This window comes from Sporosarcina sp. SG10008 (genome assembly GCF_044569405.1).
Lineage (GTDB): Bacteria > Bacillota > Bacilli > Bacillales_A > Planococcaceae > Sporosarcina > Sporosarcina psychrophila.
Genome location: NZ_CP172607.1, coordinates 3,585,825 through 3,601,471 on the forward strand (window position 1 = coordinate 3,585,825; position 15,647 = coordinate 3,601,471).

General features: G+C 38.7%; 12 protein-coding genes. 3 read left to right on the forward strand and 9 right to left on the reverse strand.

The features are described 5' to 3' along the window. Positions 1-26: 26 nt before the first annotated feature. On the reverse strand, positions 27-1,262 hold the full coding sequence (locus ACGLYD_RS16805; RefSeq protein WP_340766885.1) for a CNNM domain-containing protein: 1,236 nt from the start codon (positions 1,260-1,262) through the stop codon (positions 27-29). 166 nt (positions 1,263-1,428) lie between these two features. Here ACGLYD_RS16805 and ACGLYD_RS16810 point away from each other — a divergent pair, with 166 nt between their 5' ends. Next, positions 1,429-2,826 carry a dipeptidase gene (locus ACGLYD_RS16810; RefSeq protein ID WP_399629383.1) on the forward strand — a complete coding sequence of 466 codons (1,398 nt, stop codon included), beginning with the start codon at positions 1,429-1,431 and terminating at the stop codon, positions 2,824-2,826. 289 nt (positions 2,827-3,115) lie between these two features. Here ACGLYD_RS16810 and ACGLYD_RS16815 read toward each other — a convergent pair whose 3' ends face one another. Next, entirely contained in the window at positions 3,116-3,703 is a 588-nt protein-coding gene (locus ACGLYD_RS16815) for a nitroreductase (RefSeq protein ID WP_067213314.1), read from the reverse strand. A 167-nt stretch (positions 3,704-3,870) separates the two neighbouring features. Here ACGLYD_RS16815 and ACGLYD_RS16820 point away from each other — a divergent pair, with 167 nt between their 5' ends. After that, on the forward strand, positions 3,871-4,716 hold the full coding sequence (locus tag ACGLYD_RS16820) for a DegV family protein (protein WP_187046033.1): 846 nt from the start codon (positions 3,871-3,873) through the stop codon (positions 4,714-4,716). Positions 4,717-4,810: 94 nt separating this feature from the next. Here ACGLYD_RS16820 and ACGLYD_RS16825 read toward each other — a convergent pair whose 3' ends face one another. The 7 genes from ACGLYD_RS16825 to ACGLYD_RS16855 form a co-directional block, all read right to left on the reverse strand. Beyond that, a complete protein-coding gene (locus tag ACGLYD_RS16825; protein ID WP_187046034.1) occupies positions 4,811-5,296 on the reverse strand; it encodes an amidase domain-containing protein in 486 nt (161 codons plus the stop codon). Between the two features lie 91 nt (positions 5,297-5,387). Next, positions 5,388-6,698, reverse strand: a complete 1,311-nt coding sequence (locus ACGLYD_RS16830) for a DUF4179 domain-containing protein (protein ID WP_399629387.1) — start codon at positions 6,696-6,698, stop codon at positions 5,388-5,390. Continuing rightward, on the reverse strand, positions 6,691-7,209 hold the full coding sequence (locus tag ACGLYD_RS16835) for a sigma-70 family RNA polymerase sigma factor (protein ID WP_399629388.1): 519 nt from the start codon (positions 7,207-7,209) through the stop codon (positions 6,691-6,693). The genes ACGLYD_RS16830 and ACGLYD_RS16835 overlap by 8 nt, the downstream gene beginning before the upstream one ends. A 150-nt stretch (positions 7,210-7,359) precedes the next feature. Further along, positions 7,360-8,088 (reverse strand): amino acid ABC transporter ATP-binding protein, encoded by a 729-nt coding sequence (locus ACGLYD_RS16840; protein WP_067213323.1) that lies wholly within the window; start codon positions 8,086-8,088, stop codon positions 7,360-7,362. A gap of 30 nt (positions 8,089-8,118) precedes the next feature. Then, complete coding sequence (locus tag ACGLYD_RS16845; protein ID WP_187046037.1) at positions 8,119-8,784, reverse strand: amino acid ABC transporter permease; 666 nt, start codon at positions 8,782-8,784, stop codon at positions 8,119-8,121. A gap of 31 nt (positions 8,785-8,815) precedes the next feature. After that, positions 8,816-9,634 carry a transporter substrate-binding domain-containing protein gene (locus tag ACGLYD_RS16850; protein ID WP_082786746.1) on the reverse strand — a complete coding sequence of 273 codons (819 nt, stop codon included), beginning with the start codon at positions 9,632-9,634 and terminating at the stop codon, positions 8,816-8,818. A gap of 415 nt (positions 9,635-10,049) precedes the next feature. Further along, positions 10,050-12,065 (reverse strand): Na+/H+ antiporter, encoded by a 2,016-nt coding sequence (locus ACGLYD_RS16855; protein ID WP_399629391.1) that lies wholly within the window; start codon positions 12,063-12,065, stop codon positions 10,050-10,052. 1,314 nt (positions 12,066-13,379) lie between these two features. Between ACGLYD_RS16855 and ACGLYD_RS16860 the strand changes: the two genes are divergently transcribed. Further along, a complete protein-coding gene (locus ACGLYD_RS16860) occupies positions 13,380-15,632 on the forward strand; it encodes a dynamin family protein (protein WP_399629394.1) in 2,253 nt (750 codons plus the stop codon). Positions 15,633-15,647 lie beyond the last annotated feature (15 nt).

A 15,647-nucleotide genomic window follows, 5' to 3' on the forward strand; every position in this document is an offset into this window, starting at 1 on the left:
CTCGATTACAGGGATATGCATGTTAATCAGTTTTTACCTTCACTGATTGTAATTGTCATACGGATAATCCGGTTGCGTTCCATCTCCTCGATTTCAAAACGCAGATGATCGTATGTAAAGCGTTCGCCTTCTTCTGGAACGTGACCAAGCTCTTGCAGTACAAATCCTCCAAGCGTCTCATGATCCATTGGCAATTCAATATCGAGTAACTCCATCGCATCCACGATTTCAAGCCTGCCATGACAGATTAACCTAGTATCAGTCTTTTCATAGACAAGTTCTTCTTCATCATCATCTGTCTCATCCTCAATGTCCTGGCCAATCATTTCTTCGATAATATCTTCATGCGTTATCATACCTAGCGTTCCACCGTATTCATCCAGAACGATTGCCATATGTTTCTTTTTCGACAGCATCATTTTGAATACTTTTTCAACGCTAGCAGACTGCACTACGTAAAACGTATTGCGGTCAATTAAATCACCAAGAGTCTGTTCAGGATCAATCGACCATTTGATTAACATTTTCGAATAAAATACACCTAAAATCGTATCCATACTTTCTTCGTAGACAGGATAACGCGTGTAAGAATGCTCCAAAATTGTGTCGCGAACTTCTTCATACGTCGCTTCAATCGGTAATCCGATGATATCCATACGATGAGTTTCAAGGACGTCGGACACATCTTTTTCCGCAAAGTCGAGTACTTCCTTCAACCGATTCGATTCGTCCATCTCAAACGTTCCTTCTATAGAAGCAATGTCAACCATCGAACGGAGGTCATCTTTTGTGAGCGTAGCTTTCGTTACAGCCCCTTTCGAGATGATGCGGATGAATATATTTGTGAAAAGACCAAGTAAAGCCGTCAAAGGTGTTAGTAACTTCACAAGCAGTGTAATTGACGGTGTAACCATATAAGCGACTCGCTCGGAAAATGTCGCTGCAATCGTTTTTGGCAATACTTCGCCGAAGACAATGATAATAACCGTCAGAATTCCGGTCCAGATTCCGACGCTTAGCCCCTTGTCGATTGCTATCATTGTAACTAAAGTTGGCATTAGAATATTCGCAGTATTATTCCCGATAAGTATTGCTGTAATCATACGGTCCGGTTTCGAAATCAGTTTCTGCAGCTTAATCGCATGCCTGTCTCCCTGATCTGCTCGAAACTGGACCTTTCTCCTGTTTACTGCTGTAAGTGCTGTTTCACTTCCTGACAAGTAAAAAGACAGGAATAAAGATAATCCAAGTGCTATAAACAAAAGCGATTCCTCCCGGAAATAATTTCATATTTATATATTCAGCCAATTAATAACTTTCAAACAGCATACCATATTATTCATATTTGCGTTCGTCTTTCTTACTCACTATCTACATCATCTGCTATACTATTTCTATTCACGAAATTATTTGAAATGAGGGATTGTGTTGAATCATTTAGAGACGCTTGACGAGTATTTTAAAGAACAACGGGACGAACATCTTGGACAATTAAAAGACTTCCTCCGTATTCCAAGTATTAGTGCTTTATCCGAACATAAAAACGATATGCAACAGGCTGCTGAGTGGTTGCTGAATTCATTCAAAGAAGCAGGACTTGAAAACCTTTCAATCGACGAAACAGACGGACAGCCTGTTGTTTACGGCGATTGGCTCCACGCAGAAGGAAAACCGACAATTCTAGTCTATGGTCATTACGACGTCCAGCCGGTTGACCCGCTGAATTTATGGGAAACTGGACCATTCGAACCCGAAGTTCGTGATAACAAATTATATGCGCGCGGCGCCAGTGATGATAAAGGACAAGTATTCATGCATGTGAAAGCCGTTGAAGCACTTATGCAAAAGACAGGCGGTTTACCAGTCAATGTGAAGTTCATCATTGAAGGTGAAGAAGAGATTGGCAGTCCAAATCTCGAAAAATACATTGAGGCCAACAAAGACAAGCTCGCGGCTGACGTCATCGTCATTTCTGATACAGGCATGCAAGGACCTGGACAACCTGCAGTTTGCTACGGACTTCGAGGTCTGTGCGGCGTACAAATCGACGTGCAAGGTGCGAAAAGCGATCTTCACTCCGGCTTATATGGTGGAGGCGTCCAAAACCCGATTCATGCGCTTGCAGAAGTTCTCGCCTCGTTCCGTGACAAAGAAGGAACGATTGCAATTGAAGGGTTTTACGACAATGTCCGTCCTCTATTGGATGAAGAGCGCGAAGCCTACCAAGCACTTGGCTTCAATGAAGATGAACTGAAAGAAGAAATTGGCGTGACAGAACTGTTCGGAGAAAGAGGATATTCACACCTTGAGCGTACATGGACTCGTCCTACGCTTGAAGTGAACGGCGTATTTGGCGGATTTTCAGGCGAAGGCATTAAAACAGTATTGCCGGCTGAAGCAGGCGCAAAAATTACATGCCGTTTAGTTCCTGACCAGGATCCAGATGAAATCATTGAGAAATTGAAAGCGCATATCGAAAAATATAAACCAGTAGGGGTAACTGTTACAGTAACCGAATTCGATAAAGGGAAACCGTTCATCACACCGTTCGATCACCCTGCAATTCAGGCTGCAGGACGTTCATACGAAAAGGTTTACAATGTACCAACTGCCTATACACGTGGTGGCGGATCAATTCCAATCGTTGCAGCATTTGATGAAATACTAGAATTACCCGTCGTCTTGATGGGCTTCGGACTTGCGTCAGAAAACTTCCACGCACCGAACGAACACTTCCATTTGGAAAACTTCGACCAAGGACTACGTGTCATCGGCGATTATTATTATGAAATTGCAGGCTTTGAGAAAGATGAATTGAAAAAGTGATACATGAGCCGGATCCTCCTTGTGAGGGTCCGGTTTTTTAGAACTTAACAACACTTTCAATTAAGTTAACAACGCCTAAATGCAACTTAACAACGCTTCTGTCTAACTTAACAACGCACGGGTCACTAAACAACGCTTTTGAAGAACTAGACAACACTTTAAATAAAGTTAACAACGTCTAAACGCAACTTCACAACGCACGGGTCGCTCAACACCACCGATATAGAACTGCAAAAAAGCCCGAATCGCATTATCAAATGCAATCCGAGCAAAAATTACTTCAATACCATTATGCTTCTTCGATTTCCTCACCGTAATACGTGACAAATTCTTCAAGCGGTTTACGTGGACGAGCCTTTGGTCTTTCGTCATAATAACCAAATTGAAGCATACTGATAATGCGTTCACCTGGTTTAACGCCAAGTTCTTCTCTGAATTTCGGGTTATCCAGGAAGCCTGGTGTTTTCCAGCATGTCCCGATTCCTTTATCCCATGCGAGAAGCATGGTGTTCTGAACGAACATGCTCGCCGCTGCATAATCTTCTAGACGTTCTTTCTGACGCGGGTCCTCAGGGACAATAACAAATGCAACTGCACCCGGTCCTGTGAATTTCTTCATTTGTTTCTCAAGCTCTTCTTCCGAAAGTTCTTTCCATTTCGGTACACCATATTCACGTAAAATATCGAGGAATTTCACATATCCCTTATCAGCAGCTACAACAAAGCGCCACGGATTTCGATTGCCATGATTTGGTGCCCATGCCGCATCTTCAAGTATTTCGGCAATATTTTCCGGATCAACCGGCTGACCGTTAAAGTTCTTTATTGAACGACGCGTAATAATCGCATCTCTGACAGATAAAGCTTGCTCATTCATAACTCATTTCCCCTTTACACATACTTCTTCTATTATACCTTAACCATTGATTTTTAGCGAAGCTGCCTAAATTTCGACATATTTAGTGTTTTCTAAATATGTTCTTATTACTTTTCGTGGTATAGTAATAGTAGCGTATATTATAGTGATAAAGGATGATTTTAATCATGATAAAAAAGCCCATTGCGTGGATTGTAGACAGCACAGCATACATTTCAGAGGAACTTCGTCAACACCCAGACTTCTTTTCAGTACCTTTAAATATACATTTCGGTGAAAAACAATTTGTTGATGGTGTAGACTTGAATCCTCAGCAACTTTACGAGAAAATCAAGAACGCTAAAGAATTCCCAAAATCCTCACAACCTTCTGCCGGCGCATTTGCTGAACGTTACAAGGTTATTGCGGAACAGTACGAGCAAGCAATTGCTGTTCATGTGTCCGGTAAAATGAGTGGGACACTTGCTTCCTCTATAGCAGGCTCAGAAATTTCGGGATTCCCTGTTACATTCATCGATTCACTTTCCTTATCCTATGGGGTCACAGGATTAATCGAACGGGGCATAGAAATGCAAGACGAAGGTGCAACTGTTCCAGAAATTGAAGCGCAGCTTAAGAAAATGGCTGGCACAATGCATAACTATATCCTAATGGGACAGCTTGAACAATTGTACAAAGGCGGCAGAATGAGCGCTGCACAATTTTTCATTGGGAGCTTGTTGAAAGTAAAACCAATTGTCCACATTACGCCCGAAGGTGAATTACAACCAGTAGACAAAGTGCGTTCCGAGAAAAAAGCACTTCAATACTTGGTCGACAAAGTAGTCGCTGGCCACCATCCAGGCCGAACGAAAATTCATTTAATGCAAGGCAATGTCTTAGAACAGGCAGAGCATTTGAAAACTCTCATCACGGAACAAATACCTGATCTCGAAGTGAATATTGGAGATATTAGCTCCGTCCTTGCGGTTCATGCCGGCGAGGGAACGCTCGCTGTTCTATGGTTTGACTGAACAAACAAAAGCGCTAGAGTCTAGACAGTAAGAAAAGCAGTCCGTCTTAAGTTGACGGACTGCTTTTTTACGATTACATTCGCAACTATAGTCATTATGAAAACTGGTCATTAATTTTAAAAAAGATGTACTTTGCATTTGGCGAAAACATATATGAATCTTTGTATGCCCAGAAACGATGCTGTGCGTCGAACGTATGTGCATTAACGAGTGGTGCTGAGCCATCTTTTGCGGTGACGATGGTCGAATGATCGAATCTGCCATCACCTTCAAAATCGTAGACAATGACATCCCCTAGCCCTAATTCTTCAGCTGATGAAACTTGTGTTGCAGTTAATCCTTTTTTCGAACCCGCTAAATACCAACGCAACGAATGCGACGTGGACCAACTGAAACTCCACGTTCCTCCACGCAGCCACCACCCTCTTTCGCGATTCGGGTAACCATGCATTGGTGCTCCCCCTGCAAGCAAGCATTGTGAAATAAAATTCGTACAATCTACATCGAATGACGGAAATGCCGGATTGCGGCCATTCCACCACTGGTTTGCATAGCGAACAGCCGCTTCCCTGTTGTACATGATCAAACCCCTCCTTATTCCATCGTATGAATAGGACAAAGTAGGAATGCCTTTCTGACAAATTCTAGCGCCTTTATTTCATCTAAAAAGTTCAGTTAAGCTCCACGGAAATATCTCCATTGATGTAGTTCGGATACGCTTGAAAGTATACTTTTAATAGACTTTCATTATAATTCTTTGTGAAATTGATCGATGAATATTGATATTCTTCATCTCTCCAACTACTTGAACTATTAGACTCAACCTTTTGCCCATCCCCATTTTCAGCTGTAAAAAACAAGAAGTAGCCAAATTCTTCTGCTAGCGGGAATCTTGCTTCTATCGTGTTCTGAGTCATTTTTGTCACTTCAATTTTCCCATCAGAAGGTTGCATGATGACCTCCTGTTTTTGAAGATCAACAAGAAGATAGGACTCGTCTTTCGGCAATGCCTGCATCTTATTAAATTTAAAATATAGCTTATTAGGTTGTTCAAAGTAATTGCTCTGCAAATAGAAAGTTTGCTCATTGTCACTAAAACCAAGTCCAGTCGTACCATTTTGAATGCTACTCCACACTTCCCCTTTTTCATCTTCAATCCGCATATCCATAAAGTTCAATATCTTCATGGAGTTCGGTTCATCAAAAAACACTTTCACTTCCACACGTAATGGATAGATTGTAATCTCTTGAATCGTCATTTTTTGACCTTCAACTTCGACCACTTTGTCGAGCGCAAAAACTTTTCCTTTCTTCACTTCTTTCGGCAGCGTAAAAGGAAGGGAAAAAGCCGTTTCCTTTTCATTATCCAATTGAAGTTCCAGTACAAAGTCCTGCGTATCAAAGGATTGTTTTGCTAAGAATAATACTTCTATTATGTCTTCTTTTCTATTTTCATGCCGTTGATTTGGATTATTGTATGATACTGTGCCAGGTGGAACTACCTTGCCATTATGATAAAGTTCGATTTTTTTATAATCGAGTGCTTCGATGGAATAAGGCGCTTCAAGTGTATAAGAAATGACGATTCCACTTTCATCCAGTATGACACCGTTGATGGTAAGCGTTAAACCATCCTTCATCTGACTGGCATGGACAGTCTGATAATAATCGTTATCCATAATCGCCTGTAACCCTTTGTGGTATTGAATGTATTCTACAAGTTTTCCCATTCCAGGAATCGAAGCGATCGCATTCGCAAAGGCCGGTGAGACCCGGATGGACGTTATGAATGCGAGTAAAAATACTGCTGCGATAGCAATCGTCCAAAGTGATTTTCGACGTTTTTGGCGTTTCGCCCGCCACTCTGAATTGGCAATTAAGAATCCACTCTGAATCGCGTCATTCAACTGCTCATTTGGAATTGGCAATTCTTCCAATTTCGATCTAACTTCCCGCAATTGCTTTTCTTCGTTTTCAAACATGGTCCACATCCCCTTTTTCAGAAAGAAAACTTCGTAATGTCCGCAATGTTTTATGAAGCCTAGACTTGACGGTCCCTTCAGGAATACTTTCAATTACGGCAATATCCTTAATCTTGATATCTTGAAAATACATGAGGTGAATTAATCGTTGCTCCACCTCTGATAATGTTGCAATTGCCTCCTCAATTTCAAGATATGTATAATCTATTTCACTTCCAAATTCATCTAATTTATCGCTTTGAACATTTTGTTTTTTCTTCCTCAACTGATCCTGACAATAGTTCATCATAATCCGTATTAGCCACGTTTTTACATACCTCGGTTCTTTCATAGTGTGTATTTTTTTATATGCGCGAACCGTCACTTCCTGTAGCGCTTCAACGGAGTCATGCTCATTTTTCAAGAAAGCAATAGCCGTTTGATAAAGCGGTTCTTTATATAGATGAATGATTTCTAAAAATGCTTGCTCATCGCGTTTAATCGCTCGTTTAGCAAGGTCAACTTCATTCACAATGCCACCCCATTTCCACCGTTCCTACTCATTAGACACACAAAGATGGAAAAAGTTCATTTATATTTAAAAAAGCGTCAAACTTATGCAAGTTAATTGCATGAGTTTGACGCCTTTTAACTATCCAATAAAGTTGAAAAAACTAAAAAATTAGTGGTTCAGTACTTTCGATAAGAAATTCTTCGCGCGTTCGGAATCTGGGTTCGTAAAGAATTTTGATGGTGGAGCCTTTTCTACAATTTTCCCCTCCGCCATAAAGACAATTTCGTCGCAAATTTCTTTGGCGAAGCCCATTTCATGTGTAACAACGACCATCGTCATGCCATCGTGTGCCAATTTACGAATCGCATCAAGCACTTCTGTCACCATTTCCGGATCGAGTGCGGATGTCGGTTCGTCGAATAGCATTACTTGTGGATCCATGGCAAGCGACCGTGCAATAGCTACACGTTGCTGTTGTCCACCAGAAAGCCGACCAGGATATGCATCGAATTTGTCGCCAAGGCCTAAAGAGATAAGCAATTCTTTCCCTTTCTTGTCCGCCGCCTCTTTATTCATCCCTTTTACCTTCAAGAGTGCTATTGTCACGTTTTGAAGCGCTGTCAAAAATGGATACAAGTTGAAATTCTGAAATACAAATCCGATATTAATGCGCGCTTTGTTAATATTCGTTTTTTTATCGTGAATAGAAACGCCATCCACAATGATTTCACCATTATCAATAGGTTCTAGCGCATTCAATGTCCGAATGAGCGTTGATTTTCCGGCACCACTCGGTCCAATAAGTGCGATTACATTGGATTTCGGTACTTCAAGTGATATATCCGTTAGTACTTGATGAGCACCAAAGGATTTATTAACATTTTTAATGGTAATCATAAAAAACACTCCTTCATAACAAGCTTACACTCAGTTCTCGCGCGATAAAAGTCGTTTCTCAAAATATCGTATAATCATCGACATACTGAACGTCATAATTAAATAAACTATCGCGACAAATGTCCATACTTCTAGCGAGCGGAACGATGTTGCGACAAGATTTTTTGCATTCAACGTTAAATCCGTCGCTGCAATAACAGACACAAGAGAAGAGTCTTTAACTAAAATGATAAACTGTGATGCCAAAGGAGGTAACACTCGTCGAAACGCTTGTGGTAAAACGATATATCGCATTGCATTCGTGTGGGACATGCCCGATGAACGCGCAGCCTCCATTTGTCCTTTTGGTACTGCTTGAATTCCCGAACGAACAATTTCTGCGATAAACGCCCCCGAAAAAATAGCAAGGCCTAAAATGGCAGACCAATAAGATCCAAGTCTAACGAATTGACCAAGTACAAAAAATATCCAAAATAGAAGAACAAGTAATGGTACACCGCGCATCACTTCCACATAGATAGAGGAAATAAGTCGAAAGAATTTGTTTCTTGAAATACGTCCTAGTCCAAAAATGATTCCTATGGGTATAGCAATCAGAAGCGCTATCGCTGAAATTTCCAACGTTTTCAACGCTCCATCAATAAATATATCCATATTGTTTGTTATAATACTCCAGTCATAATTATAGCCGCCCATTTAATTTCCCCCTCTGAAATTGAAGAAGTGGTTATTCTTCTACGACTTCATTCAACCAATCGCTTGTTTCAAACCACTTATTTCTTGAAGCCAATTCAGCTGGGCTATCAATATAGTTCGCTAAAAATGAGTTAAGCCACAAAATTGTTTCAATGTCATTTTTCTTTACTGCAATTCCTAAATTTTCTGAAGAAATTAGGCCTTCGACAGCTCTGACTTGATCGCCATTGCGAAGTTTCCACACAGCGATGGCTGGTTCGTCATAAAGAACAGCATCTGCTTGCCCTTGCGCCATTGCTGTTGCAGCAGATGGGAATTCTTCAAAATCCATTATTTCAGCATTTTTGAAAAGATCTTTCGCTAAGAGTGCCCCAGTTGTTCCAATACCAACTGCAATTTTTTTCCCTTTCACATCAAGTTCTTCCCAAGACTTCGTCGAAGTATCTTTGGCAGGAACCATAAGTGCTTGGCCAGTTTTATAATATGGGTTGGAAAAACTGACAACAAGTGCTCGGTCTCCTCGGATTGTCATACCTGCAAGAATCATGTCGATTTCTCCCGTTTGAAGTGCCGGAACAAGTCCGTCAAATGTGAATTGTTTATACTCCACATCTACTTTTAACCATTCACCAATAGCATTTGCAGTATCAACGTCATAGCCTACAAAATCACCATTTGGATCTTTCATGTCAAACGGGAAGTACCCTGGCGACATCCCAATTACTAGCTTCTTGTTTTTCGCCACGTTTTGCAGAGTCGAGTTTTCTGTAGTGACGCCCCCAGCATCTTTACTACACCCTGCAACAAGTAGAACTGCAATCATTAATGTCGCTGTTAACCACTTTTTCATTGTTTTTCATCCCCCTTTAGTATTATGTAAATAACATTCACCCATTCTGATGAATTATGTAAAGTATAAAGTAACGCTATTAATCTGTCTACAAGAATAATTAAATTATTCTAACCATTTATATACAATAAATTAATGTATTTGTTAAAATATTCAAGACTTCAAGCTTTATCTGTAAGGAACTAAGTTATATTGTACTACTCTATTAATTAATACTTATTTTAATGCATATTTACTCTTTTAATTCAACAAAAAGCGTTCGGATAAACCGAACGCTTTCGTAATCCTATGAAGTGTAGTGATATATGAACCCCTGACCTTCATACTAATAGCGTGAAGGTCAGCTTATGAACGCTCTTCAATAATCACCTGAAGTAATATCCGGATATTCTGAACGACCACTCTTCGGCTAACATTATTCGACATATTCGTATAAAACTACACTTTCCATATAGTTTACAAAACGTCGAAGCTCTTTCGCTTCTACCGTGCTGATGGCACCGTCCTTGAACATTTCTGAAATCTCTTTTCTCTGCACTTCAATAGCATTCAAACACAGAATCTCCTTTTGTTCGTCTAAAATGGATTGATCCATCTCTACTTTATGGGGCAATTCCTTTTTATTCAGAAGGCGTTTATAATAATAAATCATATTGTGTAGAACTTCTGGTTGTTCACTAATAGAAGCTCGTTCTTCCAAACCCGCTAGTACTTTCTCAAACGTAAATATTTGCACCGCATCTTCCATTTCCTGAACCTGCTCTAATTCTCGGTCACTTAAGCGCCCGCGTTTCCAATCCCTCAGTACTTGATAGAACCGTTGACGGATAAAGTGATTCGCACCGCTTGTTGCCGCCTTTTCACGAATTGAAACCGACTTTTCGATACTTTTTAACGTAGCCATCTTCACTTCGTGCACACTCATATATTCCTCCGTATATTGACGCTCCAACATTAAAGAATGCAATCTTTCCATCTTCAGCTGCTCGTTATATTCACGTAGCTCTTCTTCGTTTTTATTTTTCGACCGCAACATATGCAACATGAGTGTATAGTCGTTTAATAATTCATAGACAATCGAAGCATTTTCTTCTGTTTTTTCCGAATTGATTTTCTGAATAGCTCCCATGATCATGCGCTGCTTTTCATTCGTTAAATCTGAACTGGTCGTATGCGTGCTCGTTTCCCCCCTACTAAGGATAGGCAGAAATATTGTTGCCATAATAAGTGTCAATAGAATAACGCCTGCCGCCAAAAAGATAATAAGTGAACGCTCTGGGAACAAATCGTTCGTTGATGTAAAAAATGGAATCGATAGCACACCGACCATTGTAATCGTTCCACGGACACCTACCAAACTCGTAATTAGACTTGTTTTCAAAGATGGTTTTTCTGTCACATTTTTCAAAATGTAATAATCGAAATGATTAATGGTGTGCGACCACAAAAATCGTATACCGAGTACGACGAAACCTAATGCAAGAACATACCCTAACAACAGCCAATTACTCATCTGTTCATTTTCCAGTAATGAACGCATTGCAGATGGGAGTGTTAAACCTAACAGTAAGAAAATTAAACCGTTTAATACAAATGCGATAATTGACCACAGATTATCAGTCAACACTTGCTCCTGCGCTCTAAAGTTTTCTGTACGCTCTCTTACAAGCGCATGGATAATCCCCGCTGCTACAACCGCTATAACACCTGATGCATGGAACATTTCCTCTGCTATAAAGAAAATAATAAATGGCGTTAAAACTTGTAATAGTGAATGGAATACTACGTCAACAAATCCCCCTCTACGTAGAACGTAGCGAAGCAAATTAATCGAAAGTCCAAGCCCGATACCAAGCAATGCCCCAACGATAAACATATATAAGAAGTCTCCTGTTGCCTTTTGAACTGAAAAATAACCGGTTACCACCGCTAAAACAGCATAATTAAATGCAACAAGTCCTGAAGCATCATTGATTAAAGATTCCCCACGCACCAAATTCATAATATGGGTTGGAATTTGTATACGTTTCGCAATGCCATTTACAGCAACTGGATCCGTTGGTGATAGAATTGCTGCGAGCGCAAATGCAGCTGCTAAAGGAATTGCTGGAATCATCCAATGGACAAACATTCCACCAAGTATCGTAGTTAGAAGTACTAAAATAATAGCATTCCCAAAAATTGACGCACGCATTTTCCATAATTCCTCTCGCGGAAAATGAGCGCCTTCATTGTATAAAAGTGGTGCTATAAACAGTAGAAGAAACCATTCTGTCTCCACTTCAATTGTAAAATCTTTAACAGCTAATGCAAAAATAAGCCCCACAATAATTTGGATTAATGCAGTTGGTAATAGTGTCACGTAATTCCCAATAACGTTTGTCACAAGCAATAAGACTAGCAACATCAAGATAATCGTTAATAATTCCATCCGTTTTTCTCCTCTTCACTTTTTCTGTTCCACTAATCAAGAACAAAGTGATTATTTCGTCCAAAACGCGCCGAAAATGTACAAGTGTTGGCTTGTATACTTTTCTTACAGGTAGATCATGTAAGAAAGTGGATAATCAACAGTCGTGGTTCAACATATAAAGTTAGCAAATATGATATAATCGTGCGTTTATTTTTATTTTATCATGAATTTTAAAAATACTGTTAGCTCCTAACCTCGTTCTCACAGAACAAGATTTGGAGCTAACAGTATTTATCGTTGGATTAATTATGTATGGATTCCCATTTTACTACTCGCAGCACGAAAGACTATTTTCGAACAAAAAAAGGGCCCAGTTATACTGGACACCCTTCTAAACCTATATGGAGCATAGGGGGCTCGAACCCCTGACCTTCACACTGCCAGTCTGATATCCATGTATCCAACGACTGATACAAAATCACATATAATAGCGTTTATAAAGGTTTTCAGTAACACCGTCTACTTCTCTTATTGTGAATTATAATGATTTTACAGCAAGTTTTACATCAATTTTACATCAACTTCTATAATTCTCTATCTACCTCCTTATTTATAAACAGATCATCCTCTGTCATTACGAAGTAGCTGGTTGGATGCGGAGCAGTACAGCAATGTCCTTTTGTTTCAAACGACTGTCGGTGCTGTTTAGATTCTAGGATGTGCATAGTAGCTATTTCATGAAGGACTTCGGATTCTCGTTTTTCCACACTAAAAGTTACTACATACAGGAAACTCTGATTGAACGTGCACTCGCTCCAAATCATCCATTTTTACTTATTGCTTGCCGATCGAGAACCATCTCAAGTGTCCTAAAGCACCTTCATGCCACTTGTTTTGATTGGCCTTCATATTTTCAAGACTTATTGACATACCTAACAACCCTTTCTATTTTTGTATTTAAGTTAAATTTAAAAACACACTTACACCTAACGATTAGTAAGTAAATGCATTTTAAAATAACTTGATTGGTTCTATTTCAATAGATTCTCTTTCATCTACCCCCAATACCTTTTTGAAAGCAAAAAACGACCACTCTTGAACAGGAAAAACCGGTTTTAAAATAGTTCATGTAAGAATCTATTTGCCTATCCCAAAATCGTCTTATTGGATTAAACAACGACTTACCTAGTTCCACACTATATATCACTCTTAATCTTTTTAGTTCACCACATTACAAATATGCAATTATGCATAATCGCATATTGACAAACGGACGAGATCGGATTATAGTAAATATTAACATATTAAACTATATATAAGGAGGTAGACATTATGAAATTTGACTTAAAATATTTCAGAGAAAAAATACTGAAATTGACACAGGAAGAACTTGCAATACTACTTGAGGTAAGACAGGATGCAATATCTAGGATGGAAAGAGCACCTGATCAAATAACACTTGAAATGCTTTTGAATATATCAAAGAGCACTGGGTATTCAGTTGAGGATTTACTTAGTTTAAAGCGACATCAAGTCGAACTCCTAACTGTGAAAGACAATTGGAGTTCATTATTGCAACAGCGGGATCAAATAATATCTTATTTAAATCAATTAAACGTTCCAGCTATCGATTCTCATTATAATTTCGAACTAATAAATGAATTAAATGCCCTTAAAGAGAACTTGAGAATTTTAATCAAAAAACCAAGAATCGCTTTTTTAGGTAATTCGGACGTTGGGAAAAGCACTATGATCAACTCCCTACTAGGACAAGAGGTGTTGCCTGCCGCTTGGACCCCTACAACCTCTATACCAATCTTAATTAGGCATATGGATGAAAAACCTGATTTCCTTGAACACAACGCAGTTACTTTTAAGAGTAAAGATAATTCATCTGAAAAAATTGATTATTCGCAATTGGATAATAAAAAGTACTTTGAAAATTGGTTTTTTGAATCTGGATCACCTGAAATATTATCTACCTATGGAACTCGACAAGGTCATAAACACAGTGCAGACTCTGTGAGTAGTGCAATATTATATGTTGATAGTACACTACTTGAAACTTGTGATCTCATGGATCTTCCTGGATTCGGCACCGGGGATCGGAGTGAAGATGATGACATGTCCAAATCAGGTAAAGAAACAGCTGATATCTTTGTTTATCTATCTATTGTAAATGGTTTTATGAGAGGTACGGATATTAATTATTTAAAAGAAACCTTAAGTGTTTTACCATTAATAGAAAACAAAAAAACTAATAACCTGAAACCTCTCAATAATTTATATGTCGTATCTTCACAAGCACACATTATTAATGACAAAGAACAAATAACTTCGATTTTAGATGAGGGTAATAAAAGAATATGTGCAACACTTCCTGATAATTATTGGTCACAACGATCCGACCTTTCAGGACATGGGTATCAGGAAAATGAATTAAGAAAAAGATTATTTTCTTATTCTAAAGACACCCCTGAATTAAGAATAGATTTTGAGAACGATTTGAAAAATCTACTAGAGAACTTACCACTAATTATTGGTAAGAATAGCTTTGATTTAATTAGCGAATTGAGCAGTAAATTAGATGATGAATTAAATTCTGAAATAAATAAAATTCAAAAAGAACATCTAATGAGAAATGAAAAAGAAATAGAAATCAACAATCTCAAAAAAGAGAAACCTGAAAAAGTAAAGAAATTACTTCTTGAAAATCATAAAGTGATTTCTAGTTTTATAGAATTACGAGACGCTTCTGCCTATAGACTATCACACGATATCGCTAACGTTTTATCAGTTGATGAAATCACTTCAACAATTGAGACCCAAGGCTTTAAAAATAATAAAAATGATCGAGAAATTTTATTAAGTTTAATTGGAAGTACTGTGGAACAAGCATTCAAAGATGTCATTGATAAAGAAAATAAAAAAATCAAATCATCAATTGACAAGTTTATTAGTAATTTGGAGACTGATGTTTTTAAAGGGTTTTCATCCATAAAAGTAAATTCCCTATCCATTAAATTTGATTTCAAAAAAGCATTTGTTAGTGGAATTGCGGCTGCAGCGACTTACGGGGGGCTAACACTTTATATGACCACACTAGGAAATTTGGGTGGATATATTTTAGTCACTAAAGCTGTAGGATTACTCTCTACAATCGGAATCAGTGTCGGGGGAACTGCAGCTGCAGTGACAGCTATTTCAGCTATAGGTGGTCCCATCACTTTAGTTATTGGTCTAGCAGTCGCTTCATCCCTAATTGCTTTCTCACTATCCGGAATTGGTTGGAAGAAGTCATTCGCAAAAAAAGTTATGAAACTTTACGAAAAAGAGAATGTACTAGATAAGTATCAACAGGCATTAAATGAGTTTTGGCAAGAGACTGAACACGCCTTTTCTTTAGGCGTAGATAATATAATAACAGCCTTAAACGATAAAATTTTAAGGGAAGAAGCTCTATTGCGTGTAAATGAGAAAGAATACGACCAAATACTAATAGCTTTAAATTACTTCAGAGAAGTTGCTGTTAATTTACCCGAACAATTTACAAATAATATCTTATGGTCGCAAAATACAAATTAAAGGGAGCGAAAAATA

What these genes read in the sequence shown, in the direction of transcription:
- ACGLYD_RS16815 (WP_067213314.1), bottom strand. Translation starts at nt 3,703, where the DNA reads ATGAATGAGCAAGCTTTATCTGTCAGAGATGCGATTATTACGCGTCGT.
- ACGLYD_RS16820 (WP_187046033.1), top strand. Translation starts at nt 3,871, where the DNA reads ATGATAAAAAAGCCCATTGCGTGGATTGTAGACAGCACAGCATACATT.
- ACGLYD_RS16825 (WP_187046034.1), bottom strand. Translation starts at nt 5,296, where the DNA reads ATGTACAACAGGGAAGCGGCTGTTCGCTATGCAAACCAGTGGTGGAAT.
- ACGLYD_RS16830 (WP_399629387.1), bottom strand. Translation starts at nt 6,698, where the DNA reads ATGTTTGAAAACGAAGAAAAGCAATTGCGGGAAGTTAGATCGAAATTG.
- ACGLYD_RS16840 (WP_067213323.1), bottom strand. Translation starts at nt 8,088, where the DNA reads ATGATTACCATTAAAAATGTTAATAAATCCTTTGGTGCTCATCAAGTA.
- ACGLYD_RS16845 (WP_187046037.1), bottom strand. Translation starts at nt 8,784, where the DNA reads ATGGGCGGCTATAATTATGACTGGAGTATTATAACAAACAATATGGAT.
- ACGLYD_RS16850 (WP_082786746.1), bottom strand. Translation starts at nt 9,634, where the DNA reads ATGAAAAAGTGGTTAACAGCGACATTAATGATTGCAGTTCTACTTGTT.
- ACGLYD_RS16855 (WP_399629391.1), bottom strand. Translation starts at nt 12,065, where the DNA reads ATGGAATTATTAACGATTATCTTGATGTTGCTAGTCTTATTGCTTGTG.
- ACGLYD_RS16860 (WP_399629394.1), top strand. Translation starts at nt 13,380, where the DNA reads ATGAAATTTGACTTAAAATATTTCAGAGAAAAAATACTGAAATTGACA.